At 56.0% G+C, this 21,504-nt stretch carries 29 protein-coding genes; 14 read left to right on the top strand and 15 right to left on the bottom strand.

Going from position 1 to position 21,504, the window contains the following annotated elements:
• Nucleotides 1–1,170 (top strand): beta-barrel domain-containing protein, encoded by a 1,170-nt coding sequence (locus tag M8014_RS08015; protein WP_271282040.1) that lies wholly within the window; start codon nucleotides 1–3, stop codon nucleotides 1,168–1,170.
• A gap of 48 nt (nucleotides 1,171–1,218) precedes the next feature.
• Here the strand turns inward: M8014_RS08015 and M8014_RS08010 are convergent, their stop codons facing one another.
• From M8014_RS08010 to M8014_RS08000, 3 genes are all read right to left on the bottom strand, one after another.
• On the bottom strand, nucleotides 1,219–1,803 hold the full coding sequence (locus M8014_RS08010) for a hypothetical protein (RefSeq protein WP_271281992.1): 585 nt from the start codon (nucleotides 1,801–1,803) through the stop codon (nucleotides 1,219–1,221).
• A gap of 112 nt (nucleotides 1,804–1,915) precedes the next feature.
• Nucleotides 1,916–2,380 carry a GNAT family N-acetyltransferase gene (locus M8014_RS08005; RefSeq protein ID WP_271281991.1) on the bottom strand — a complete coding sequence of 155 codons (465 nt, stop codon included), beginning with the start codon at nucleotides 2,378–2,380 and terminating at the stop codon, nucleotides 1,916–1,918.
• 38 nt (nucleotides 2,381–2,418) lie between these two features.
• Nucleotides 2,419–3,303: a LysR substrate-binding domain-containing protein gene (locus M8014_RS08000; protein WP_271281990.1), complete on the bottom strand. Its 885-nt coding sequence runs from the start codon at nucleotides 3,301–3,303 to the stop codon at nucleotides 2,419–2,421.
• A 109-nt stretch (nucleotides 3,304–3,412) separates the two neighbouring features.
• On the opposite strand from M8014_RS08000, the gene M8014_RS07995 reads away from it, so the two are divergent.
• Complete coding sequence (locus M8014_RS07995) at nucleotides 3,413–3,994, top strand: nuclear transport factor 2 family protein (protein ID WP_271281989.1); 582 nt, start codon at nucleotides 3,413–3,415, stop codon at nucleotides 3,992–3,994.
• A 59-nt stretch (nucleotides 3,995–4,053) separates the two neighbouring features.
• Nucleotides 4,054–4,740: an RluA family pseudouridine synthase gene (locus tag M8014_RS07990; protein WP_271281988.1), complete on the top strand. Its 687-nt coding sequence runs from the start codon at nucleotides 4,054–4,056 to the stop codon at nucleotides 4,738–4,740.
• A gap of 39 nt (nucleotides 4,741–4,779) precedes the next feature.
• On the opposite strand, the gene M8014_RS07985 is transcribed toward M8014_RS07990, so the two are convergent.
• Together M8014_RS07985 and M8014_RS07980 are read right to left on the bottom strand one after the other, a co-directional pair.
• A complete protein-coding gene (locus tag M8014_RS07985) occupies nucleotides 4,780–5,070 on the bottom strand; it encodes a Bor family protein (RefSeq protein ID WP_271281987.1) in 291 nt (96 codons plus the stop codon).
• A gap of 176 nt (nucleotides 5,071–5,246) precedes the next feature.
• Nucleotides 5,247–5,684, bottom strand: a complete 438-nt coding sequence (locus M8014_RS07980) for a winged helix-turn-helix transcriptional regulator (protein ID WP_271281986.1) — start codon at nucleotides 5,682–5,684, stop codon at nucleotides 5,247–5,249.
• 107 nt (nucleotides 5,685–5,791) lie between these two features.
• On the opposite strand from M8014_RS07980, the gene M8014_RS07975 reads away from it, so the two are divergent.
• Complete coding sequence (locus M8014_RS07975) at nucleotides 5,792–7,015, top strand: MFS transporter (RefSeq protein ID WP_271281985.1); 1,224 nt, start codon at nucleotides 5,792–5,794, stop codon at nucleotides 7,013–7,015.
• On the opposite strand, the gene M8014_RS07970 is transcribed toward M8014_RS07975, so the two are convergent.
• From M8014_RS07970 to M8014_RS07960, 3 genes are all read right to left on the bottom strand, one after another.
• On the bottom strand, nucleotides 7,012–7,488 hold the full coding sequence (locus M8014_RS07970) for a DUF6790 family protein (protein WP_271281984.1): 477 nt from the start codon (nucleotides 7,486–7,488) through the stop codon (nucleotides 7,012–7,014). The two genes, M8014_RS07975 and M8014_RS07970, sit on opposite strands and share 4 nt — an antisense overlap.
• A 186-nt stretch (nucleotides 7,489–7,674) precedes the next feature.
• Nucleotides 7,675–7,962 carry a type II toxin-antitoxin system RelE family toxin gene (locus tag M8014_RS07965; protein ID WP_271281983.1) on the bottom strand — a complete coding sequence of 96 codons (288 nt, stop codon included), beginning with the start codon at nucleotides 7,960–7,962 and terminating at the stop codon, nucleotides 7,675–7,677.
• Nucleotides 7,952–8,206, bottom strand: a complete 255-nt coding sequence (locus M8014_RS07960) for a type II toxin-antitoxin system Phd/YefM family antitoxin (protein ID WP_271282039.1) — start codon at nucleotides 8,204–8,206, stop codon at nucleotides 7,952–7,954. Before M8014_RS07960 ends, M8014_RS07965 begins: the two co-directional genes overlap by 11 nt.
• Before the next feature lie 170 nt (nucleotides 8,207–8,376).
• On the opposite strand from M8014_RS07960, the gene yajD reads away from it, so the two are divergent.
• Nucleotides 8,377–8,724, top strand: a complete 348-nt coding sequence (yajD, locus tag M8014_RS07955) for an HNH nuclease YajD (RefSeq protein ID WP_271267314.1) — start codon at nucleotides 8,377–8,379, stop codon at nucleotides 8,722–8,724.
• 43 nt (nucleotides 8,725–8,767) lie between these two features.
• On the opposite strand, the gene M8014_RS07950 is transcribed toward yajD, so the two are convergent.
• Nucleotides 8,768–9,349 carry an NUDIX hydrolase gene (locus M8014_RS07950; RefSeq protein ID WP_271281982.1) on the bottom strand — a complete coding sequence of 194 codons (582 nt, stop codon included), beginning with the start codon at nucleotides 9,347–9,349 and terminating at the stop codon, nucleotides 8,768–8,770.
• Nucleotides 9,350–9,437: 88 nt separating this feature from the next.
• Between M8014_RS07950 and M8014_RS07945 the strand changes: the two genes are divergently transcribed.
• Nucleotides 9,438–10,193 carry a DeoR/GlpR family DNA-binding transcription regulator gene (locus M8014_RS07945; protein WP_271281981.1) on the top strand — a complete coding sequence of 252 codons (756 nt, stop codon included), beginning with the start codon at nucleotides 9,438–9,440 and terminating at the stop codon, nucleotides 10,191–10,193.
• 49 nt (nucleotides 10,194–10,242) lie between these two features.
• On the opposite strand, the gene M8014_RS07940 is transcribed toward M8014_RS07945, so the two are convergent.
• Nucleotides 10,243–10,518 carry a hypothetical protein gene (locus M8014_RS07940; protein ID WP_271281980.1) on the bottom strand — a complete coding sequence of 92 codons (276 nt, stop codon included), beginning with the start codon at nucleotides 10,516–10,518 and terminating at the stop codon, nucleotides 10,243–10,245.
• A 164-nt stretch (nucleotides 10,519–10,682) separates the two neighbouring features.
• Here M8014_RS07940 and M8014_RS07935 point away from each other — a divergent pair, with 164 nt between their 5' ends.
• From M8014_RS07935 to leuA, 4 genes are all read left to right on the top strand, one after another.
• Nucleotides 10,683–11,447 carry a class I SAM-dependent methyltransferase gene (locus M8014_RS07935; RefSeq protein ID WP_271281979.1) on the top strand — a complete coding sequence of 255 codons (765 nt, stop codon included), beginning with the start codon at nucleotides 10,683–10,685 and terminating at the stop codon, nucleotides 11,445–11,447.
• Between the two features lie 64 nt (nucleotides 11,448–11,511).
• Entirely contained in the window at nucleotides 11,512–11,931 is a 420-nt protein-coding gene (locus tag M8014_RS07930) for an ASCH domain-containing protein (RefSeq protein WP_271281978.1), read from the top strand.
• 109 nt (nucleotides 11,932–12,040) lie between these two features.
• Nucleotides 12,041–12,343 carry a putative quinol monooxygenase gene (locus tag M8014_RS07925; RefSeq protein ID WP_271281977.1) on the top strand — a complete coding sequence of 101 codons (303 nt, stop codon included), beginning with the start codon at nucleotides 12,041–12,043 and terminating at the stop codon, nucleotides 12,341–12,343.
• A gap of 112 nt (nucleotides 12,344–12,455) precedes the next feature.
• On the top strand, nucleotides 12,456–14,126 hold the full coding sequence (leuA, locus tag M8014_RS07920; RefSeq protein ID WP_271281976.1) for a 2-isopropylmalate synthase: 1,671 nt from the start codon (nucleotides 12,456–12,458) through the stop codon (nucleotides 14,124–14,126).
• Here the strand turns inward: leuA and M8014_RS07915 are convergent.
• Nucleotides 14,084–14,878, bottom strand: coding sequence for an AraC family transcriptional regulator (locus tag M8014_RS07915; RefSeq protein ID WP_271281975.1), 795 nt, complete (start codon nucleotides 14,876–14,878; stop codon nucleotides 14,084–14,086). The two genes, leuA and M8014_RS07915, sit on opposite strands and share 43 nt — an antisense overlap.
• Nucleotides 14,879–15,000: 122 nt before the next feature.
• On the opposite strand from M8014_RS07915, the gene M8014_RS07910 reads away from it, so the two are divergent.
• Together M8014_RS07910 and M8014_RS07905 are read left to right on the top strand one after the other, a co-directional pair.
• A complete protein-coding gene (locus M8014_RS07910) occupies nucleotides 15,001–15,198 on the top strand; it encodes a hypothetical protein (protein WP_271281974.1) in 198 nt (65 codons plus the stop codon).
• A gap of 1 nt (nucleotide 15,199) precedes the next feature.
• On the top strand, nucleotides 15,200–15,970 hold the full coding sequence (locus tag M8014_RS07905; protein ID WP_271281973.1) for a hypothetical protein: 771 nt from the start codon (nucleotides 15,200–15,202) through the stop codon (nucleotides 15,968–15,970).
• Between the two features lie 25 nt (nucleotides 15,971–15,995).
• On the opposite strand, the gene M8014_RS07900 is transcribed toward M8014_RS07905, so the two are convergent.
• Entirely contained in the window at nucleotides 15,996–17,381 is a 1,386-nt protein-coding gene (locus M8014_RS07900; protein ID WP_271281972.1) for an FAD-binding oxidoreductase, read from the bottom strand.
• A gap of 318 nt (nucleotides 17,382–17,699) precedes the next feature.
• Here M8014_RS07900 and M8014_RS07895 point away from each other — a divergent pair, with 318 nt between their 5' ends.
• Both M8014_RS07895 and M8014_RS07890 read left to right on the top strand, forming a co-directional pair.
• Nucleotides 17,700–18,314: a hypothetical protein gene (locus tag M8014_RS07895; protein WP_271281971.1), complete on the top strand. Its 615-nt coding sequence runs from the start codon at nucleotides 17,700–17,702 to the stop codon at nucleotides 18,312–18,314.
• A gap of 146 nt (nucleotides 18,315–18,460) precedes the next feature.
• Complete coding sequence (locus M8014_RS07890; RefSeq protein ID WP_271281970.1) at nucleotides 18,461–19,372, top strand: alpha/beta fold hydrolase; 912 nt, start codon at nucleotides 18,461–18,463, stop codon at nucleotides 19,370–19,372.
• A 35-nt stretch (nucleotides 19,373–19,407) separates the two neighbouring features.
• Here M8014_RS07890 and M8014_RS07885 read toward each other — a convergent pair whose 3' ends face one another.
• The 3 genes from M8014_RS07885 to M8014_RS07875 all read right to left on the bottom strand — a co-directional run bounded on the left by M8014_RS07885 (nucleotide 19,408) and on the right by M8014_RS07875 (nucleotide 21,221).
• A complete protein-coding gene (locus tag M8014_RS07885) occupies nucleotides 19,408–19,725 on the bottom strand; it encodes a YebG family protein (RefSeq protein ID WP_271281969.1) in 318 nt (105 codons plus the stop codon).
• A gap of 236 nt (nucleotides 19,726–19,961) precedes the next feature.
• Nucleotides 19,962–20,174 carry a transcription antiterminator/RNA stability regulator CspE gene (gene cspE / locus M8014_RS07880; RefSeq protein ID WP_271281968.1) on the bottom strand — a complete coding sequence of 71 codons (213 nt, stop codon included), beginning with the start codon at nucleotides 20,172–20,174 and terminating at the stop codon, nucleotides 19,962–19,964.
• A gap of 531 nt (nucleotides 20,175–20,705) precedes the next feature.
• Nucleotides 20,706–21,221: a DUF6622 family protein gene (locus M8014_RS07875; protein ID WP_271281967.1), complete on the bottom strand. Its 516-nt coding sequence runs from the start codon at nucleotides 21,219–21,221 to the stop codon at nucleotides 20,706–20,708.
• Nucleotides 21,222–21,504 lie beyond the last annotated feature (283 nt).

The following is a 21,504-nucleotide window of genomic DNA, read 5'->3' as shown; positions in this document are numbered from 1 at the left end:
ATGGACGACCTGGACAATTCGCTGGATACCGAGACCGGCTACAGCGGTGCGCGACGGATTGTGGTCTACACCCTGCTGCTGTTTATCATCGCCGGGGTGTGGGCGTGGTACGGCATTCTGGACGAAGTCTCGACCGGGACCGGGAAGGTGATCCCCAGCTCCCGCGAGCAGGTGCTGCAGTCGCTCGACGGGGGGATCCTCGCCGAGCTGAAAGTCCACGAAGGGGATCAGGTCAACGCCGGGCAGGTGCTGGCGCGTCTCGACCCGACCCGCTCGGAATCGAACGTGGGGGAAAGCGCGGCCCGCTATCGCGCCTCGCTCGCCTCCAGCGCCCGTCTGCATGCCGAAGTGAACGATCAGCCTCTCGCCTTCCCGACCTCGCTGGCGAAATGGACCGATCTGATCGCCGCCGAAACCCGGTTGTATAAATCCCGTCGTGAGCAGCTTGAGGACTCCCAGCGCGAACTGCGTCAGGCGCTGGATCTGGTGAATGCGGAGCTGGGGATCACCCAGCGGCTGGTGAAAACCGGTGCCGCCAGCCACGTAGAAGCCCTGCGCCTGCAGCGGCAGAAAAGCGACCTTGAACTGCGCCTCACCGACTTACGCTCGCAGTATTACGTGCAGGCGCGCGAGGCGCTGTCCAAATCGAATGCCGAAGTGGACATGCTCTCGGCGATCCTGAAGGGGCGTGAAGACTCAGTAACCCGTCTGACGGTGACCTCCCCGGTGCGCGGGATTGTGAAGAACATCAAGGTGACTACCATCGGCGGCGTCATCCCGCCGAACGGGGAGCTGATGGAGATTGTGCCGGTGGACGACCACCTGCTGATTGAAACCCGCCTGTCCCCGCGCGACATTGCCTTTATCCACCCGGAGCAGAAAGCGCTGGTGAAAATCACCGCCTACGATTACGCCATCTACGGCGGGCTGGACGGCGTGGTGGAGACCATCTCGCCGGACACTATTCAGGACGAGGCTAAGCCGGAAGTGTTCTATTACCGGGTGTTTATCCGCACCGGCCAGGATTATCTGGTGAATAAAGCGGGCAGGCATTTTTCGATTGTGCCGGGGATGATTGCGACGGTGGATATCAAGACCGGCGAGAAGTCGGTGCTGGATTATATGATCAAGCCGTTTAACCGGGCCAAAGAGGCATTAAGGGAGCGGTAACGGTTTTCTCCCTCTCCATTCAGGGAGAGGGAACCGTCTGGCGCGGGATTATGTCCCGGCAACCTTCGGGAATATCCCCAGGTATTTCTGCGAACCATAAAAAGGAATCACCAGGAACGCCATCCCCGCGCTGCCTTCGGCGTACTGCACCGCCATATCCCCGCTGCGGGTAATAAACATCTCTCGATCCACCCAGCGACAGCCGACGCTCATATCCGGGGTGCAGTTTTTATATTGGGTTCTTAGCACGCCGTCTTTGGTCAGCCAGAAGTGACGGCTATTCGAATCGGTGGGTTTGGCCGCTGACTCATCGAGCAGGGCCCAGGTTTGCTGGCTCAGCGCGTTGTTTTGCGCATCCAGCGATGTGGCCTGCAATGTTTTTGCCGGATAGTTGAAGCGTAACTCCACCGTAGCCGCGTTTTTACTGCTGACATAGAACAGCAGGGCTAAGTCATCAGTCCCCTTGTACTCATCCCCGCCCGGTTTCAGCGGTGTGGTCACAAACCGGTACAGGCTGTGGCTGCGAATATCCTGCCGGTTAGGGTATTCCGCCTGGTATTGCGATTTTTGCGGCGAGCTGACGACGCATCCGCTGAGCAGTAAGAGCGAACAGAGTACAGACAATTGACGCATTCACATTCCCCTACGATGACTAAGCCAGACTGAGCGGATAATTATGGGTGCTAATCAAAGGGAACAGAAACGCGTCCGGCCATTACTCCCTGAAAAGGTAGGCATCACGCCTTCACGGCGTAATCGTCTTGCTCATATTGACGCCCGTCACCCCAAAGCCGCTGGTCTCGTAAAGCGATCGGGCGCGGGCGTTATCCCCGGCAACGCGGAGTTTGATCTGTTCAAAGCCGTTTTGCCGCAAATCCTGCTCTAAAGCGTGGAGCGCCTGTTTTCCCAACCCCTGCCCCTGGTACGCTTTCAGGATGTGGAAATCATAAATAAACGCAGCGCGCGCGGCGGTATCCGGCTTGTACCACAGATAGCCCACATGCCTGTCATCGTGAATCAGACACAGCAACACCTGCCCGGGCGTATTGGCCCCTTGGGGCAGCAGGTCCGCTGTCTCCTGTTTCGCCCTTGCGATGGCTTCGCTGTGAGGAAGCCGGTAATTTGCTGCGATCTCATCTGCGTAATCAGGAATAAAGTACGCAAGATAAGCAGGATATTCATCCTCATGCAGGGAACGTAATGTCATCATGACTGATGCCTCATCTGGGTGAAATAGCCCTGACCTTCTCAATAAACCGGCCCAATAACCAGCTCAAGATACGCTTTTACGCTTGCGCTGGCCTCCTGCGCCCGACTAATCAGCACCAGATTGGCGGTTAAATCCGCTTCTTTTAGCGGGCGATACACCAGACCGGGAATATGGACCTGCTGCAACGGTGCCGGGACCAGTGCCAGCCCCAGCCCGGTGGCCGCAATCGCCAGTGTACTCAGCGTGCTGTGGGCGCGCCAGGCGATATGACATCGCGAGCCAAGCTTCTGCGTGAGCAGCATAACCAGATGCTCATGCACGTCGTGGGCCTCATACAGCACCAGCGGTTGCCCGGCAAGCATAGCGATGGTTAAGCAGTCATGGGCGACCAGGGCATGATCCTCTGGCAGGGCGACCAGCATCTCCCAGTCACCAATCCGCCTGACCGCCAGATCCGGGCCCACTGTATTGCTGTGCGCCGGGGTGTAACCAATATCCAGATGCCCGGCAAGGATCGCCTCGACCTGCTCCTGCGGGCCGACTTCATCGATCGTCAGCTCGGCATCGGGATAGCGCTGGTGAAACCGGCGCAGGTCGGCGGTCAGTTTGCCGCTGAAGATGGCATTACCGGCAAACCCCACCCGCACCCGGCCCGTCTCACCCCGCAAGGCGCGTTCGACGGTCAGCCGGGTATGCTCGGCCTGCTCCAGCGTCCGTCGGGCTTCAATTTGCAGCAATACCCCGGCATCGGTCAGCTCGACCCGACGACTGCTACGGACAAACAACGCACCGCCCAGCTCCTCTTCCAGCGCCTTGATCTGCATGCTGAGTGCGGGCTGGACAATGTTCAGCCGCGCGGCGGCCCGGCCAAAGTGGCCCTCTTCGGCCACGGCTAAAAAGTAGCGCAGGTGACGTAAATCCATGCCGCTCCCTATCAATAACTAAAATTGATTGATCGGTAATATCTATATATTTCATTTTAGCTTTTTTACGTCGCACACTGCATCTCGTTAGCTCACCGGAGACCGCGAAATGACGATTCAACTTAACGACCGTGAACAACTCAATGACCTGATGAATGGCTGGATGCACCGGGATCTGGGCGAATGGGCGCAGCTACGTGACCTGTTCCACCCGGATGGCACCATTGAAATCACCTGGTTCGAGGGACTGGGGAGCGATTTTGTCGAGGGCTCAATGCGGATGGGCGCCTCGGATCTGCGCACCAAACACCTGATTGCCTCCCCTGCGGTGACTTTCAATGCCCGCGGTGACAAAGCGATCCTGGAAACCAACGCCATTATCATCGCCGAGAACGTCACCCTGAATATCGGCTGTGAATGCCACAATCGTTTTTATGATCTGGCCGAGAAAAGAGACGGAGTTTGGAAGCTGTTTCGTCGTCAGAGCGTGTACGACATGGGGACATTTACCTTCCCGCTGGGTCCGGTGGAGATTGATCGGAACGTCGTGGCGAAGTATCCCCGTGAATATGCCACGCTGGCGTATTTGCTGGAGCAGAGCGGCTTCCCGCTTGGGCGCGTCTTCGCCACCCGGGGCAGCGAGCTTGAGAGCAATATGAAAGCAGCGGGTCAGCGCTGGCTGGCAGCCTGATTCGCCAGTCGGCGGGAAATTGGGTATTATCCGCGTCCACTCTTCCTGCGGGCTGCCTGATGTCTACGATTGTTGATCATTTTATTGCCCCGCCGTGCCACGCGCAGATCGAGACGCTGTATCAGGACGAGCACCTGGTGCTGATTAACAAACCCGCCGGGCTGCTCAGCCTGTCGGGCAAAAATCCGCAAAACCTCGATTCAGTGCACCATCGGCTGGTGCAGATTTTCCCCGGCTGCACGCTAGTCCATCGTCTGGATTTTGGCACTTCCGGGCTGATGGTGATTGCGCGTAATAAGCCAATCAATGCCGCGCTATGCCAGCAGTTCAGCCAGCGCACGGTGAGCAAGGTGTACAGCGCCCTGCTGTGCGGGCATCTGGAGAAGGACGAAGGGGTGATTGACGCGGCCATTGCCAAAGATCCGGCCCTGTTCCCGCTGATGTCGATATGCGCGATTACCGGCAAGCCGGCCCGCTCCCGCTATCGGGTGATTGAGCGCCTGGATCGCGCACAAGAAGGCCCGCTGACGCGGGTAGAACTGACCCCAGAGACCGGGCGCACCCACCAGCTGCGCATTCACTGCCAGCAGCTCGGCCACCCTATTCTGGGCTGCGATCTGTACGGCGGCCTGCTGCCACCCGGCACCGAAGATACGCCCCGGCTGATGCTGCACGCCAGCGAGCTGCATTTTGTGCATCCCGTCAGCGGAGAGAAAATTACCGCCCGCCATGCCAGCCCGTTCTGAAAAAGCAAAGCAGGCATCGTGCGATACCTGCCATTACGCTTATTTCGCGCAGTAAACGCGCGCTTCACGCGGGGTGTAGATCCCCAGGGTGATGATGCGGAACAGAACGTCAGTGCCGGCTTCCTGCACTTCGGTACGCACCACTTTGTCTGCACCGCCGCACACCTGAGCTGCATCAATCGTTTTGGACTGACCGATACCGTTCACGAAGAACGAGTGGCGCGTTTCCTGAGTCGGTTTTTCAACAATGCCATTATTCACTTTAAAGGTCTGTTGCGCACAACCCGACAGGGCCACGGCAGCAACCACTGCAATCATTAACTTTTTCATATATGCCTTTTTTATAGGGAGTAACCAGGAGCAGATACTATTCCCTCTGCGCTAAAGGCGATATCCCTCCTGAACATATTCAGCCCCTGAATAACAACCGTTTATGCAGCATTCAGGTATGTGATCCAATTGCCTTTCACCGGTGAATGTTCTGCAAAAGTGCGGTAATAAAAACGTTACTCACCGGGGGTAACTTTCTGCACTTCGGTGGCGGCAGGTAATACCTGCAGCACCAGCGGCGGCACCGCTTTGCCGGTGCGCTTGTCGATCAGCACCGAATGGCGCTCGCCGGGTGCGAACAGGTGCTGTTCGCCCCACTGACGTAGCGCCACCACCACCGTAAACAGACTTTCACCCTGCGGGGTCAGGACATATTCCTGATACGCCGTGCCGTCCGAGGCGTCCTGTCGAATGAGGATCCCCGCCTCAACCAGCGTGTTGAGCCTGTCGGTGAGGATGTTTTTCGCCATTCCCAGACTGCGCTGGAAATCACCAAACCGGCGTATGCCGTCAAAGGCATCGCGCACGATCAGCAGCGACCAGCGATCGCCAATCAGATCCACGGTTCGCGCCACGGGACAGGGTTGATTGCTCAAGGGTTTACGGGGCGGCATGGCGTCTCCTGCTGAAAAAAGGCCGAGTGTCTGGTTGCATTTTAAAACTAGCTGACCTAGCATTCAATCAGTTTCTTTTTGCAACCAGATTGGACGGCACCGACATCATGAAAGCCTCTCTTGCATCACCCTCGGGACAAAATATGTCACCCAGCCTGGTGTGGCTGTTCGCCATCGCCAGCGGCCTGAGCGTGGCCAATGTCTATTACGCCCAACCGCTGCTGGACGCCCTGGCGCGGGATTTCGCCATCAGCCATGCGGCGGTGGGCGGGGTGATCACCGCCACCCAGACCGGCTGCGCGCTGGCGCTATTGTTTCTGGTGCCGCTGGGCGACCGGGTGGATCGCCGCCGCCTGATGGCACTGCAGCTGCTGGGGCTAATGGTCGCGCTGGTCGCTGTGGGGATGGCGCAGTCCGCTCCGGCGCTGCTGGCGGGCATGCTCGCCGTCGGCCTGCTCGGCACGGCGATGACCCAGGGGCTGATCGCCTATGCGGCCAGCGCCGCCGCCCCGCATGAACAGGGTCGCGTGGTGGGTACGGCGCAAAGCGGGGTCTTTATCGGGTTGCTGCTGGCGAGGGTCTTTGCCGGGGGGATCAGCGACCTGGCGGGCTGGCGCGGAGTCTATTTCGGTGCGGCGATGCTAATGCTGCTCGTTGCGATCCCACTGTGGCGACGGTTGCCCGCCCTGCCCCCGGCCTCCCACGGGCTGAGCTATTCGCGCCTGCTGGGCTCCATGTTGACGCTACTGCGCGAGGAAAAGGTGCTGCAGGTGCGCGGCACCCTGGCGCTGCTGATGTTTGCCGCCTTTAATATTTTCTGGAGCGCGTTGACGCTGCCCCTGAGCGCCCCGCCTTACAGCTTCTCGCACACTCTAATTGGCACCTTCGGGCTGGTTGGCGTGGTTGGCGCGTTGGCCGCCGCGCGTGCCGGGCAGTGGGCCGATGGCGGCCACGCCCAGCTCACCAGCGCGCTGGCGCTGACGCTGCTGCTGCTGGCCTGGTGGCCGCTGTCGCTAATGGAAACCTCGCTGTGGGCGCTGGTGATCGGCATCGTGCTGCTGGATCTGGGGGGCCAGGCGCTGCACGTCACCAATCAGAGCCTGATATTCCGTACCCGGCCGGAAGCGCACAGTCGGCTGGTCGGCCTGTATATGCTGTTTTATGCTCTCGGCAGTGGGCTGGGGGCGATTGGCACCACCGTCACCTATGCCCATCTGGGCTGGCACGGCGTGTGCCTGCTGGGTGCGGCGGTCAGCCTGCTGGCGCTGGTTTTCTGGTGGCTGACGCGCGTGTCGCCTTCACTGGCGCAGCTTAGCCATGAATCAGATTAATACCGTTGGCCCGCAGCCCTGCGGGCCAGGATCCACAGCAGGGGGAGCAGAACAACATGGATAATCGTCAGGCCGAGTAAAATCCCGGCATTGCCTGCCTGATGATCGCCAGTGGTGGCAAGCTGGTGGAAATGCCCGTACACCAGGCCAGCAAATTCAATGACCACCCACAGCACCACCGCGAATTTGAATTCCAGGCCTCGCCAGAAAGAGACGATGGCTACCACGCCTAACGCTATATCGGCCATGCCCATTTCGAACTGGAAGGGGCTACTTTGCCAACCAATGAATGCCGCAGCGGTTTGCGGCGAAAGCGTATGGTAAAGACCCGCCCACAGGGACGCGACCCCGATGGAGAGCAACAGAAGCCAGGATAAATAACGCTCGGCGTAGCGACCTGATTGTCGATGACTGAGTAAGGGAATAAGGGAGGCGAGAATAAACATGACCAGCGGAATATTTGTCAGAATCAAGCGGATAGCATTGGCAATTATGATTGTTCCTCTTTAAAGGATATCACCCCGCGATGTGCAGTTTTTGAAGTATAGGATACGCAGCCGGACGATGGGTGCAGTCCGGCGTAAAGCCATCAGAGCGCGAATAGCGCCTCGATTTCTATCTTAAGATCGGGTGAGAACAGGCGGCTGACTTCATCATCATCAAAGAATTCGGTTTGCGGTGATGTCGTACACATCGTTGTTATTGCGTTTACCGACGCCCAGTACAAACACCGTGATCGTGTCGTCTTCAACCAGATAGACCAGACGGTAGCCTAATTTGCGCAGCTTGATTTTGTACTGATCTTTACGCCCATGGAGCTGGTCGGCCGGTACACGCGGGTTTTCCAGGCGCTCGGCTAACTTCTTCTTAAACTGGTCCCGGACAACGTGCCCCAGCTTATCCCACTCCTTTTTGGCGACAGGGATAAACTTGAGCTTATAAGTCATCCAGATTGACCTCCACCGCCTGGCTCAGGTCGGCCATACGTTCGTCGACCAGTCGGCCGAGTTCTGCATCTTCCACCAGCTCCATCAGATACGCGTACATAGAGGGCGGGACACAGTAAAACGCGGGTTCGTTGCGATTGAGAATGGCGATTGCCGCTCCCTCACCTGACTTAACCGTCCCCATTGGGTCTTTTTTTAAGTCAGTGATACTGGCTGCAATGTTTGACAGGATTTCGTAGGGCATCATATTCCTCCGGGTAGACACCTTTATAATAGCACCAATAAAAGTGCTTTTTAAAGACTTGTAACCGAACTCTAAAGAGCACATTGACTTGTCAGGGGCATCTTTTTTCCGGATAAGATATATTGAAAGGACTGACGTAAAATAATCGCTTTGTAACAGGTAACATCATCATGGCTCTGATCCCTAAAAACTACACCCGGCTGGAAAGCGGCTACCGTGAGAAAGCCCTCAAAATCTATCCGTGGGTCTGCGGACGCTGCTCGCGCGAATTTGTCTATTCCAACCTGCGCGAACTGACGGTTCACCATATCGACCACGATCACACCAATAACCCGGAAGATGGCAGCAACTGGGAGCTGTTGTGCCTGTTTTGCCATGACCACGAGCACTCAAAGTACACCGAAGCGGACCAGTACGGCAGCACCGTGGTGGCGGGTGAAGATGCGCAGAAAGATGTCGGCGAAGCCACCTACAACCCGTTTGCCAATTTACAGGCGATGCTGAACAAGAAGAAATAATCTCAGCGATGTCGGCTTCAGCGGAGGCCGACATCCCCTCTCTTTAAATGCCCTTCAGCGCCACGTGATACAGCAGCATGATGGTTTTACCATCCACGATAAGGCCACTTTCCACGGCTGCAAGCGCGGCGTCGAGCGGCATCTCCAGCACTTCGATATCCTCGCCTTCTGCTTCTATGCCACCGCCCGCGCTGACCTTGTCACCTGCATCGTATTCCGCGATGTAAAAGTAGAGCTTTTCGGTCACCGAGCCTGGACTCATGTAGGCTTCAAAAACCTTCTCCACATGGGAAACCTGAAAGCCCGTCTCTTCTTCGGCTTCCGCTTTGATGCGGCTTTCGGGGTCCATGTTGTCGAGCAGACCGGCTGCCGCTTCGATCAGATAGCCGTCGTGACCATTCATAAACACCGGAAAACGGAACTGCCGGGTGAGGATCACCGTTTTCCGCTCGCGGTTATACAGCAGAATGGTGGCCCCGTTGCCCCGATCGTAAACCTCACGGCTTTGACGCTGCCACTCTCCCTTTTGTCGCTGAAGTTCAAAGGTGTATTTCTTAAGTGAATACCAGTCATCGGACAGTATGGTGCTGTCGATGATGCGTATTTCTGCACGTTTTGATGGCATACTGACTCCTTTGTTCGTAGAATCGGCATGATAAACAGCAATTACGTGCAAACTCAAGATCACTCGTGCAATAAAACGGAGCCCCCCCATGCTTACCAGCCAACGCAAACAATACATTCTTGAACAACTCGCGCGCGACGGGCAGGTGCTGTCGAAAGATCTGAGCGTCCGGTTTGAGGTGTCGGAGGACACCATCCGCCGGGATTTGCGCGAGCTGGCAGCCGCTGGGCGTTTACAGCGCGTGCACGGCGGCGCGCTGCCGTCATCGTCTGCCGTCGCCACCTTTGCTGAGCGTAAGACCTTAAAAACTGATGCGAAAAAGACGATTGCCCGCAAAGGCGCAGAGCTGATTTCTGCAGGCCAGGTGGTGCTGATTGACGGTGGGACCACCACCTCAGAACTGATTAAATGCCTGCCGGACGACCTGCAGATTACCGTGGTGACGCACAGCCCGAGCATTGCGCTGGGTCTTACCGACCATCCGGCCATCGAGGTGATCTTAATTGGCGGACGACTGTACAAGCATTCGATTGTGACCGTCGGCGCAGCGGCCGTCGAAGGTATCGGGAATATTCATGCCGATATTTTCTTTATGGGCGTGACCGGTATTCATCCCGAGGCGGGGTTAACCACCGGTAATTACGAAGAGGCATGCATCAAACGTGCATTTTCCGGCAGAGCGGCCGAAACGGTGGTGCTGGTCTCCCCGGAGAAGATCAACGCCGCCTCCCCGTTCGTCATCGGCAACCTCGGCTTAATCAACACGGTGGTGGTGGATAGCGGCACGGATGAAAACTGGCTGAGCAGCATTGAAGAAAAAGGCGTGACGGTGGTGACAGCGTAAGCACTGACCGCAGACGATACGGGCATCTCAAAAAGGAAAGACGTTATTTTTAATAATAAGTGAAAACAGCAGCCACTAGTAAACTCACTACCAAAATAGCACAGTAAAAAAAGACATTACCTGAATACTCAGACAACGCATTTAAGTGTTCTTTGCCTTGTGTATTTAATTTCCTTCTTGCCTCTGCTTCATCAGAGGCTTCGATGGCGTAGGGGTATTGGGTAAAACCTTCCCCCTTCAACTCCTTGACCAGGTCACGCGTGACAAGCCCTTCCACGACAACTTTCGATTCATTATCTTTAATAAAGACGATGTAACTGTTCATGCCAGCTCTCCCTGGATGCCATCAGGCACGTGAATACGTTATACCACAGACAGCCGTTCTTTTATTACTCCTTCAAACCTTCGTATCCTGATGAAAATAATTCGCATTCGCCCTTCTTTATGATAAGTTGCATTTATAATGCAACTTAAATCGGAGACGCCGCCATGAGCGCAAGTGACAAAGCCGGACACACCTTCTTAGCCAGCCTGGGAAAAACCCGTTTGCGCCCCGGCGGCGTTGATGCCACCGAGTGGCTGTTCAGGCAGTCGGAACTGACGCCGGACAGCGTCGTGCTGGAGGTCGCCTGCAATATGGGCACCACCTCTATCGAACTGGCGCAGCGTTTTGGCTGCACGATCTACGCCATCGATATGGATAAAAACGCGCTGGAGCAGGCACGGCAAAACGTCGCGGCCGCCGGTCTGCAGAATAAAATCCACGTGCTGGAAGCCAACGCCACCAGACTGCCCTTCGCCGACGATCATTTCGACGTGGTGATCAACGAAGCGATGCTGACCATGTACGTGGACAAGGCCAAAACCCGGCTGATCGACGAGTATTATCGGGTGCTCAAACCCGGCGGTCGCCTTTTGACCCACGACATCATGTTCACCAGCGAACGACTGGCGTCGGGCAGGCAGACGCAGCTGGAAGAGATTGTGCGATCCAACGTCAGCCCGATGTCCCAGGATGCGTGGAAAGCGCTGTTTATCGCCAGCCACTTCCAGTCGGTCGATACCCACAATGGATCGATGTCCCTGATGTCACCGGCGGGGCTGATTCGCGACGAGGGCTTGCCGCGCGCGGCAAAAATCCTGTTTAACGGCTTGCGCACCCGCGAGAACCGGACCCGTTTTCTCGGGATGTTCCGCTTCTTTCGCCGTAACCGCCACCAGTTGAACTACATCGCCTGCTGCTCGCGCAAATAGCGCGCAGAGGCAATAATCCGTGCTACATTCATCCGTCAACTATCTGCTGTGAAAGGATTTTAGGATGGAAGCCGTTGAGAATTTAAAAGCCAAATACCCCGGAGCCCAGGCATGGGGGTTTGGCGACAGCGCGGAGATGGCCGACGAACTCGCCGCTCTGGTGATCAAAGGGATCAAAACTGCCTCCTGCGGTTCCCTTGCCGCATTTCAGGCAGAAGACCCCTCCCCGCAAATTGGCAGCTATCACATTATCCTCGACGGGAAAAATGTTCCGGTATGCGTCATCAGAATCGTGTCGATGCGCCTGCTCCGCTTTTGCGACGTGACGGAAGAGTTTGCCCACAAAGAGGGTGAAGGCGACCTGAGCCTTCAATACTGGCAAAACGAGCATCAAGCTTTTTTCACCCGGGCAGGCTTTTTCTCTGAGGAGATGGAGCTGGTCGCCGAGGAGTTTGCCGTGGTTGAGGTTCTGAACCCGGCATAGTTGCACCGTCCGTCTGGACATGATGATGCACGGATTTCCCCCCTGCCCACCTCCATCACCCATGATGTGGTCAAATCGCCGGAGCACTATTTTTAACTCAGGAACCCACATGCTAAAGGTCATCGCCGAAGATTTTATCAAACCCGAATCTGTCGACACCGTTCTCCCTCTCTACCGTGAACTTGTCGCGGCAACGAAAAAAGAACCGCTGTGCATTGCCTATGATTTGTACCGGGATGAAAAAGATCCCGGGCACTTTATTTTTATTGAACAGTGGCCGGACCGGGCAGCCCTCGATGCGCACTGCGCCAGCGAGCACTTCAGACGACTGGTGCCGTTGATCGATCAACACGCGCGCAAAGACGCCCGGTACATTCTGATGAATGAACAGGTCGATCCCGACATCGCGTAATTCATCTTGCCCTGCGAGGTGGCGGATCCTCGCCACAGGTTGTCAGTTTTGCGCCAGTACCGGGCCGCATTCTTCGCCAGGATAAAACCTCAACACATCCTGGAGAACCGACATGTTGCCCAATCCCTCGCAAAAGTACGCGGCTTTCGCCCCCATTCAGTTACCCGATCGTCAGTGGCCGGATAAGACCCTGACCCACGCGCCGCGCTGGCTGTCGACCGACCTGCGCGATGGCAACCAGGCGCTGGCCGAACCAATGGATATCCCCCGCAAGCTCCGCTTCTGGGAGCAACTGCTCAAATGCGGCTTTAAAGAGATCGAGGTAGCTTTCCCCTCGGCCTCGGAGACGGACTTTCAGTTTGTGCGCCAGCTGATTGAAGAGCAGCGCATTCCGGATGACGTGACCATTCAGGTGCTGACCCAGGCCCGCAGCGATCTGATCGAGCGCACCTTTGCCGCGCTTGATGGGGTAAAAAGTGCCACCGTGCATCTGTATAACGCCACCGCCCCGCTGTTTCGCAGGCTGGTGTTTCGCCAGAGCCAGGACGACATTATTCAGCTGGCCGTCAGTGCCACCCGTCAAATCCGCGCCCTGTGCGAAGCGAACCCAAACACCCAATGGCGTTACGAGTACTCACCGGAAACCTTCTGCTTTACCGAGCCGGAGTTTGCCCTGCAAATCTGTGAGGCGGTGGCGGATGTCTGGGAACCCTCGGCTGCGCGGCCGATGATCATCAACCTACCCGCCACCGTTGAGGTCAACACTCCCAACGTGTATGCCGATCAGATTGAATACTTCTGCCGGCACTTTACCCGCCGTCATGACGTCTGCATCAGCGTGCATCCCCACAACGATCGCGGCAGTGGCGTTGCCAGCGCCGAGCTGGCCCTGCTTGCCGGCGCCGATCGGGTAGAAGGTTGTCTGTTTGGCAACGGGGAGCGCACCGGCAACGTCTGCCTGGTGACGCTGGCAATGAACCTCTACAGCCAGGGGATCGCACCACAGCTCGATTTCAGCGATATGAAGCAGGTGGTAGAGCGGGTGGAACAGTGCAACCAGCTGCCGGTGCATCCCCGCCACCCGTATGCCGGAAAGCTGGCGTTTACCGCCTTCTCGGGTTCCCATCAGGATGCGATCAAGAAAGGCTTTCATGCCCGGGAACAGGCGGACTCACCACGGTGGGAGATGCCCTATCTGCCGGTTGACCCTGAGGATATCGGCTGTAGCTACGAGGCGGTGATCCGCGTGAACAGCCAGTCCGGTAAAAGCGGCGCGGCATGGATGCTCGAGCAAAATCATGGTCTGGTGCTGCCCCGGGCGCTGCAGCAGGATTTTAGCCGCCACGTGCAGGCAAAGACCGACCGCGAGGGCAACGAGATGACGCTGAGTGCGCTCTGGCAGCTGTACCGTGAGCTGTATGGCCCCTATCCCCTCGCCCCGCGCCAGCTGCTGGACTACCGCAGCGAAAGCCAGGCGGACGGCGAGCTGCAGCTGTCGGCCCGCGTTCAGACCGCTGAAGGGATTGTCACTCTGCAGGGCAAAGGCAACGGTCTGCTTTCCGCCGCAGCGGCGGCGATCGCGTCACGCTTTAAGATGAGGCTGGCAATCGAGGATTATCACGAGCATACCCTCGGCAGGTGCAGCGAAAGCCGCTCGGCGGCCTACATCCGCTGCAGCTTTAAACAGGGGGTGAGTCGCTGGGGAACGGGCATTGATAACGATGTGTCCCGCGCGTCGCTTCAGGCACTGTTGAACGCGTTACCTGATGGCGACGCGGGTTGAAAGTAGTCGCTCGGCGCCACGCCCAACGTGCGGCGAAACATGGCGCTGAAGGCGCTGTGGCTGTCGTAGCCCAGGTCCAGCGCCACCCTGAGCACCGACTGCCCCTGCGCCAGGCGATTCAGCGCCTCCATCAACCGCGCCCTGCGCAGCCATTCGCTGAACACCAGCCCGGTCTGCTGGCGAAAGTGGCGCAGCAGGGTGCGCTCGCTGATGTTTAATTCTCTGGCCGCCAGCGCGGTGGTCCATTTTTCACCGGGCTGGTCCTGGATCTGACGGCACAGTGCCAGCAGCGCTGGGGTCTGCGGTTCCGGAAGATTAAATGGCAGGACGTTAATCCCCCTGATCTCGTCGAGGATCAGCTCGTAAATGCGCTCCGCCCGGCTGCCCGCAGGATAATTCTCCGGCAGTGCAAGCGAAGCCACGATCAGCTCGCGCAGCAGGGTGGAGATTTGCACCACCTGACATACCGACGGCAAATCCGCTCTGGCAAAGGGATCGATAAACAGCGTTCGGGCAGCCACGTGGCCGGTGATCAGCAGACGGTGCTGCGTCCCGGCAGGCAGCCAGACGCCCCTGCCGGGCGGAACAATCCACACTCCCTGCGCCGTTTCAACGCGCACGACCCCGCTCAGGGTGTGCAACAGCTGGGCACAGGTATGGCTGTGCCACGGCTCCGTTGCGCCATGCGGATAATCATGGGCGAAAGGCACCAGAGGACGGGTGTCGAAGCTGAATTGCTGATGAGCAGACATAGATTACGCAGTAAGCAAAAAAAAGAAGATAGCATAGCGTTGCGGGTTTTCAGCATTACCTTAAGGCAACGTCGTCATACATCATCCAGACTTATCCTTTCTCTTTCTATGGATGCCACGCAATGAGACGTTTTTTTATGTCGGTTTTCTCCAGTCCCGAGTCCTTGTTACAGGTGATGAGCCATCAGGAAATCATTGAAGCCGTGGAGGATGGCGATCGAATCATCATCGATCAGGACGGTAATGCCTCGGTCAACTTTAAAAGCCATGAGGTGCGGCAGGATTTTCTGCGTCATGTTAATGCGCTGAAGAGGGCCTGAGATGGGCACGGCGATATTTATGGTGCTGATGGTATGCGGGTACTGGTACACCAGCCGCGACCTCTCCACCCGTTTTAAGATTAAGCGTTCCTTCGGCTGGGACGTCTATTTTCTGGTCGCGCTGTACGGTTGCATCTTCGTCCTGCAGGGGGTGATCGCCACCGGGCTGATGTGGCTGTTGCTGCTTGCCGCCTCTGCCATCGCCAATACCTTCCACCTGACTTCGCAGACCTACGCCGACTGGCAAATTGATTTTATGAACTGGAGCTTTCTCGGCATTCAGGCGCCGGTAGTGGTGATGCTGGCCTTTGCGATCCTGTTTTGTCTCTATCGTTCCAACTGGGCGGGCAGCGCCAGGCTGGACGGTGAAGGCCGGAAAAAGCTGTATAAGCGCCTGTCGCAATCGAACGGTATTGAACAGCTGCTGTATCAGTGCATGGAAGAAGGCGAGCTGGCGCTGGTGACGCTGAAGTCGCGGCGGATCTATATCGGCATGATCCATACCGCGACCCTGGAATACGATAAGACCGCCAATATCGTGCTGATCCCGATGCTTAGCGGCTATCGTGACGGGGAGAAGATGGACCTGCGCATTGAGCATAATTACAGTAAATGGTACGCCGAGCATGACATCACGCTCGATTCCGAGCCCCGCAGCGCGATGGCCTTTCGCAAGGTGATTATGCTGGATCAGATTGAGAGCCTGTCGCTCTTTGATCCTGCCAGTGCCAGCGCGCTGGCACTGGAGCAGCGCCAGAATAACGGGGATTAACCGTTGTCGGGCGCACTATCGGATCTCACTCCGGTTTGATGTTTTGATTCATCCGGAAGAGGTTTGTCGGATCGTACTTATTCTTGAGCTGTATGAGTCGCGTCCAGGTCGCACCGTAGGCAAAGGCGATGCGGTCGGTCTCCTCCTGGGTCAGAAAGTTAATGTAAGCGCCGCTGCTGGCAAACGGCTGTGATTTTGCAAAGAACGCGCGCGCCCAGGCGATGCCATCCGCATCCTCGTCGGCGGACTCCCAGCGACCGTGCACGTTCATCACGTAGCAGGCATCCCGGCTTGAATAAGCCATCGCCTCGGGTGCGACGCGGGTGGTCTGGCCGCCAATCGTCCCGATGAAGATTTCACACTGGGGCGACGGCAGTTTGCCTGCGTACTCGATAATGGCATCGATAACGCCGTCGCTGAGCTGGGCAAAGTTGTGCGACTTCCAGTAGTTGCGCGCCCCTTTGACCAACAGCGGATCGAACGCCTGTTGCCAGGCGAGGTACGGCATCACGCCGATATGCTCCCCGAGAGCCGTGCCGAATCCGCGCAGCGGCGCGATAAGCGCCTCCCCCTCTTCTGGATTGCCCGCATAGCATAGCGCGAGCGCGACCATCTCTTTCCCGTGCGCATCCTCGGGCAGAAAAGGCAGCGGCGGTGCCTTGCGGGTGACCATCCAGACGTTAAGCTCTTCCGGCATGGTCTCGGTGAAGCGGGCGAACTGGGTGATCACCTGCTTTGCCTGATCAAACGGAAAGACGATCAGCCCGCACAGCACATCCGGCCCGACCGGATGGAGCTGAAATTCGAAGCGTGTAATCACCCCGAAATTGCCTCCCCCACCCCGCAGCCCCCAGAAGAGGTCCGCGTTGTCCTCTTCGCTGGCGTGCAGCTGCCGGCCATCTGCCGTGACCACCTCCGCCGAAAGCAGGTTGTCGATGGTCATGCCGTACTTGCGACTCAGCCAGCCAAAGCCGCCGCCGAGCGTCAGGCCCGCTACCCCGGTGGTCGAATTGATGCCAAGCGGCGTGGCGAGGCCATAGGTCTGCACGGCCGCATCAAACTCGCCCAGAGTACAGCCCGGCCCGACGTGGGCTCGTTTTGTGGCTACGTCCACCTGCACATCCTTCATCAGCGAGAGGTCGATCATCAGCCCCTCGTCGCATACTGCATTGCCCGCGATGTTGTGCCCACCCCCACGAATCGAAATGAGCAGGTTTTGCGTGCGGCCAAACGCGATGGCCTGGACCACATCCTCAGTTGAAGTGCAGCGGGCGATCAGCGCCGGTTTGCGGTCGATCATGGCATTCCAGATCTGGCGCACCTCGTCGTAGCCCGCATCGTCAGGAAGGATCACCTCCCCCCGAAAGTGCGTTTTGAATGCGTCGATATCTGCCTTTATTAACTCCTTCATGATTGTCTCCTGTCGTTGTTTACCCCTACTAATTATGGTGGGTTTAGCGCGACCTGAAGGTTTATTGAAGCAGGGGTAAAAACGGGGCTATAGCCCGGTGGGAAGGTGCTTGAGCGCTACAGGTATGTCGAAGGCTCGGGGAGAGCGGGCCTGTCATGTGTTAGAAGATCTTAATCAAAAGAAGGATTTGGGATCATTTTTTTCATACAATCAGGCGTTATTGTTAAATTATTTAACAATGTTTCATATTGTGGCAGGGTTACCACATGCTGAAGCTGATAATGGAAATCGCACTCAATTAACCCCACAGGAAAGAAGATGAACAAATATTTATTCGCATTGCCACCGGCAATTATCATGGCGTTGCCTTATCTTGTCTCCCCCGCCAGTGCCGCCAAACCGGTTCACGCTGTTGATGTAAAATCCTTTGATGTCGGCGGCGTGAAAACCGGGATGAGCATTGAAGAAGCCCGTGCGGCAATGCAGAAAAATTTTGGCGTCCCGGCAGATAAAATCGAAGCAACTAAGTCTGCGACATACCAGGTAGCAACCAAGGTGACAGGCAGTCAACAGATCATGTATCTGGTCTATGAAAACAAAGGCACGCGGATGCAGGTGACTTTTGAACCTCGCATCCCTTATGACAAGAGCAACCCTATGGCTGCTGCCTTAATCTCCTATGAGATCCCCTGGACGAGCGACAACGAAACGTCGATCAAGGAAGCCGCACTCGCCAAATATGGCCCGGTTTCAACCACTGATATGTACCCGGTATGGTGTGAAAACCCCATCCCTGGGACAGGAATGGGCTGTGAACCTGATTCAGCCTCATTGAAAGTTGCCAGCACAACGCTAACGCTGATCGATCCTGCCTGGCAAAATGCCAGAATGAAGTTCATGGATCAGCAGAACGCGACAAAGCCGCAAATTTAACGTCGGTCAGGCATCTCGTCATCTTTCCCGCGCCTGCTGCGGGAAAGATGACGAGATACCAAAGGGAACTGATGCAAGCGCAGGGTCGGCCATGAGCGGTGAGTTCAACAGGTCGATGCAACGCTATCTTTAAACAGGGAGATCTCATGTCTACCGCAATTATCCGTGCCATGATCGGAGGCGCTCTTTTAGTGATGTCAGCCTTCGTCCCGGCGTCCGCAGCGCCGTCTCCGTCCATACCTTCAGAACATCAGAACCCGCAGCGTATCTCTGTCCAGACGCAAGGCTCAGGAACGGATGTGATATTGATTGCAGGACTGGCGTCGTCTCGCGACGTTTGGGCCGATTTAGCATCAGGTTTACGTAGCAGCCACCGCATTCATCTTGTAGAACTTGCGGGCTTTGCGAGTACACCTGCCATTTCCAACCCCGAAGGTAAGGTCCTCGCGCCGGCCGTTGACGCCATCGCTGAATACATCCGCACCCAGCACATCAACGCCCCGGCGATCGTTGGCCATTCTCTTGGAGGGGAAATTGCTTTGATGCTGGGAGCCCGTCATCCCGAACTGGTCGGTCGGCTGATGATCGTCGATGCTTTGCCGTTCTATACGTTGATGATTGACCCTGCGGCGACCAGCGAAACGGCAGCCCGGCATGCCACTGCTACGCGGGATTGGCTCCTGGCGCAGTCGCCGGAGCAAATCGTAGCGTTTCAGAATTCATCCATAGCCCGTTTAGCGAAGACCGAGGCTGTGAGGCCTGCTCTGGTGGCTGCGGGGATCAATTCCGATCGCAAAACCGTTGCGGATGCAGTGTATGAATTGATGATTACCGATTTGCGTCCCGAGCTTGGCCGCATTAAAGCGCCGATTGAGATCCTGTACGCGTATGACGCCTTATTCGGGATACCAGCAGCCAGCGTGGATGCGATGTACCGTCAAGCCTATGCCTCTGCACCCAATATCCATTTCACGCGGATCGATGACAGTTTTCACTTTATCATGCTTGATCAGCCTGAACGGTTCTCCCGCGCGGTTGAGTCATTCTTAAATGAATAATGGATGCCTGCATCAGTGATGATGTGTGCTGGCAATCAGGCAGCGTTAACTGCTCTGATTTTTTTACTGCCAGCCGCATCAGACTCTGTTTTATCTGTTGCCGTTGCGGCATGGATATCCGGGAGCTTGCTGGTACGCAGAATATGCAGCACGGCCTCTTTCTGCTCGGCGAGATGCAGCCCAAGATCTTCAGCCTGCGTTTCATCCATCTGCATTCCGCTTTGCAACAGCCAGTCGGTGAACGCTTCTGCCATGTCGAGCAGTTTGTCGTATGCGTCAGCCTCTTTCTTACTGGCAAATGTCATTTTCTCTTCACCTTTTCTTACGACAACAAATTTTGTTTCAACAGCCATAATGCGCCCCTTTCACTGTATTTATATACAGTATATCAGCTCCGGGTTTGTGTTGCAGCCAAAATATGCCTGGCTGTTTTCCGCCGGGCGGTCACCTGCAGGAGTGACTCCAGGGAGGTAAACGCAGGGCAATAAAAAACCCGCACTGGGCGGGTTTATTTTCTTATCAGCGGAGCTTAGCTGCTCGGGTCATTGCCGTCATCGCTGTTGTAAACGTTGCTGATAATGAGCACGGCTTACAGCGGAGTAACGTTACCCGCTGCTGGGCCTTTAGCACCATTTTCAATGGTGAAGGAGACTTTCTGGCCTTCTTCAAGCGTTTTAAAGCTGTCGCTCTGGATAGCCGAGAAATGTACGAATACATCTTTGCTGCCGTCGTCAGGAGTGATAAAGCCAAAACCTTTATCTGCGTTAAACCATTTTACTAAACCAGTCATTTTGTTAGACATAGAGACTTCCTTACTTGATGAGCCACGCAGTGTGGCGATAATGGCCTGTATTAGAGTAGCTTATTTGGCACTTAGGAGGAGGCTCATGAAGAAGGGTATCTGTGGATAACACCTGAACTGAGGACTGCTTTACTAAAACTGCTTTCATAAGGTCTGTGTTCCAAACCGAGGAAGCCATTAAGACACAGGGAAATTATTTTAGCAACGTTTATGTTTTTTATTTTACACGCTTAAACACCTGGATGGCTGAATGTCCGTTAAAGGGGGCAAGAATAACGTTAACGCGCATATTAACGGTAGAATTTAGCTAAGCGCATAATATCTTATATTAATTTTTCTGCGAGACAGGGAAATATAAAATCAATCACCCGCGTATATATCGCAAGAATTTACCGGCAATTATTTTTTATTATAACTGGCGTCAGCTTATTGCCAGAGGTGAAAGCTATGGCGTTCACTGCTAACACAATAATACGATCCCATTCCCCAGCATCCGGGAGCCTATCTGATTGTCGATACCCTGCCCACCCATCAGCCTGGCATTACCTCAGCCGACATATAGACCCCCACATAGCGCACAAATTTCCCCACAAATACCCCAGCGAACACCCCGCCGACGATAATCACGCAGGCGCTCACCCCGGGTCGCTGCAGCAGCTCGGGCGACATGGCGGTCATAACCCCCAGCACGTACTTCACTGCAAAGGTCAGCATCATAAAAGGCAGCGCGGAGTAGTCTGCCGGGCGGTGAATGCTTCGGGGGGCTGGGGCGCGGGTCACCGCCGCGCGTTTGATCAGCACGTACCCCATCGCTGCACCGCTGAGTAACCCCACCAGCCACAGGGACCAGGTGGCGACGCTCTGCTCGCGGTACATCACCATATCGTAGAGATCCCAGATCAGAAAAATGGCCGGGATGATGGCCAGCTTTTCCAGTGCGACGGTGGCAGGCTTACGCGCCTTGATACCTCTGCTGATCAGGAACACCAAAAGGACATACACCCAGACGGGTGTATGGGTCAAAATCCCGGAGATCGTCTCAGTCATCTGGCGCACCGTCGCTTACGGGAGGATAAGAATCGACTCAGTATTGCGCATCTCATCCATTACGCCATCATACTTTATGAGGTTATTTCTCCTCCTCTGCGGTGATCTGCCAGAAGCTTCACAGCCTGCTCGCATTTATTGACCATGCAAAATAAACGAAGCCGCTTGCGAATTTATTTCAGCCGTTACTGCATCGTTTCAAGAATAATATTAAAACCAATTAAGATTAATCCCACGTTTTTTTATTATTTATACGCTAAGGCCGTTGGAACAAGATCGTAAA

It is taken from the genome of Silvania hatchlandensis, assembly GCF_025564065.1.
In the GTDB taxonomy this organism is placed as follows: Bacteria; Pseudomonadota; Gammaproteobacteria; order Enterobacterales; family Enterobacteriaceae; genus Enterobacter; species Enterobacter hatchlandensis.
The sequence above is the reverse complement of the archived record's forward strand: the minus strand, read 5'-3'. Positions and strand labels throughout refer to the sequence as shown.

Bases quoted from the DNA above. Each gene is read 5' to 3' on its own strand.
- M8014_RS08015 (WP_271282040.1), top strand. From the start codon at position 1: ATGGACGACCTGGACAATTCGCTGGATACCGAGACCGGCTACAGCGGT.
- M8014_RS08010 (WP_271281992.1), bottom strand. From the start codon at position 1,803: ATGCGTCAATTGTCTGTACTCTGTTCGCTCTTACTGCTCAGCGGATGC.
- M8014_RS08005 (WP_271281991.1), bottom strand. From the start codon at position 2,380: ATGATGACATTACGTTCCCTGCATGAGGATGAATATCCTGCTTATCTT.
- M8014_RS08000 (WP_271281990.1), bottom strand. From the start codon at position 3,303: ATGGATTTACGTCACCTGCGCTACTTTTTAGCCGTGGCCGAAGAGGGC.
- M8014_RS07995 (WP_271281989.1), top strand. From the start codon at position 3,413: ATGACGATTCAACTTAACGACCGTGAACAACTCAATGACCTGATGAAT.
- M8014_RS07990 (WP_271281988.1), top strand. From the start codon at position 4,054: ATGTCTACGATTGTTGATCATTTTATTGCCCCGCCGTGCCACGCGCAG.
- M8014_RS07985 (WP_271281987.1), bottom strand. From the start codon at position 5,070: ATGAAAAAGTTAATGATTGCAGTGGTTGCTGCCGTGGCCCTGTCGGGT.
- M8014_RS07980 (WP_271281986.1), bottom strand. From the start codon at position 5,684: ATGCCGCCCCGTAAACCCTTGAGCAATCAACCCTGTCCCGTGGCGCGA.
- M8014_RS07975 (WP_271281985.1), top strand. From the start codon at position 5,792: ATGAAAGCCTCTCTTGCATCACCCTCGGGACAAAATATGTCACCCAGC.
- M8014_RS07965 (WP_271281983.1), bottom strand. From the start codon at position 7,962: ATGACTTATAAGCTCAAGTTTATCCCTGTCGCCAAAAAGGAGTGGGAT.
- M8014_RS07960 (WP_271282039.1), bottom strand. From the start codon at position 8,206: ATGCCCTACGAAATCCTGTCAAACATTGCAGCCAGTATCACTGACTTA.
- yajD (WP_271267314.1), top strand. From the start codon at position 8,377: ATGGCTCTGATCCCTAAAAACTACACCCGGCTGGAAAGCGGCTACCGT.
- M8014_RS07950 (WP_271281982.1), bottom strand. From the start codon at position 9,349: ATGCCATCAAAACGTGCAGAAATACGCATCATCGACAGCACCATACTG.
- M8014_RS07945 (WP_271281981.1), top strand. From the start codon at position 9,438: ATGCTTACCAGCCAACGCAAACAATACATTCTTGAACAACTCGCGCGC.
- M8014_RS07940 (WP_271281980.1), bottom strand. From the start codon at position 10,518: ATGAACAGTTACATCGTCTTTATTAAAGATAATGAATCGAAAGTTGTC.
- M8014_RS07935 (WP_271281979.1), top strand. From the start codon at position 10,683: ATGAGCGCAAGTGACAAAGCCGGACACACCTTCTTAGCCAGCCTGGGA.
- M8014_RS07930 (WP_271281978.1), top strand. From the start codon at position 11,512: ATGGAAGCCGTTGAGAATTTAAAAGCCAAATACCCCGGAGCCCAGGCA.
- M8014_RS07925 (WP_271281977.1), top strand. From the start codon at position 12,041: ATGCTAAAGGTCATCGCCGAAGATTTTATCAAACCCGAATCTGTCGAC.
- leuA (WP_271281976.1), top strand. From the start codon at position 12,456: ATGTTGCCCAATCCCTCGCAAAAGTACGCGGCTTTCGCCCCCATTCAG.
- M8014_RS07915 (WP_271281975.1), bottom strand. From the start codon at position 14,878: ATGTCTGCTCATCAGCAATTCAGCTTCGACACCCGTCCTCTGGTGCCT.
- M8014_RS07910 (WP_271281974.1), top strand. From the start codon at position 15,001: ATGAGACGTTTTTTTATGTCGGTTTTCTCCAGTCCCGAGTCCTTGTTA.
- M8014_RS07905 (WP_271281973.1), top strand. From the start codon at position 15,200: ATGGGCACGGCGATATTTATGGTGCTGATGGTATGCGGGTACTGGTAC.
- M8014_RS07900 (WP_271281972.1), bottom strand. From the start codon at position 17,381: ATGAAGGAGTTAATAAAGGCAGATATCGACGCATTCAAAACGCACTTT.
- M8014_RS07895 (WP_271281971.1), top strand. From the start codon at position 17,700: ATGAACAAATATTTATTCGCATTGCCACCGGCAATTATCATGGCGTTG.
- M8014_RS07890 (WP_271281970.1), top strand. From the start codon at position 18,461: ATGTCTACCGCAATTATCCGTGCCATGATCGGAGGCGCTCTTTTAGTG.
- M8014_RS07885 (WP_271281969.1), bottom strand. From the start codon at position 19,725: ATGGCTGTTGAAACAAAATTTGTTGTCGTAAGAAAAGGTGAAGAGAAA.
- cspE (WP_271281968.1), bottom strand. From the start codon at position 20,174: ATGTCTAACAAAATGACTGGTTTAGTAAAATGGTTTAACGCAGATAAA.
- M8014_RS07875 (WP_271281967.1), bottom strand. From the start codon at position 21,221: ATGACTGAGACGATCTCCGGGATTTTGACCCATACACCCGTCTGGGTG.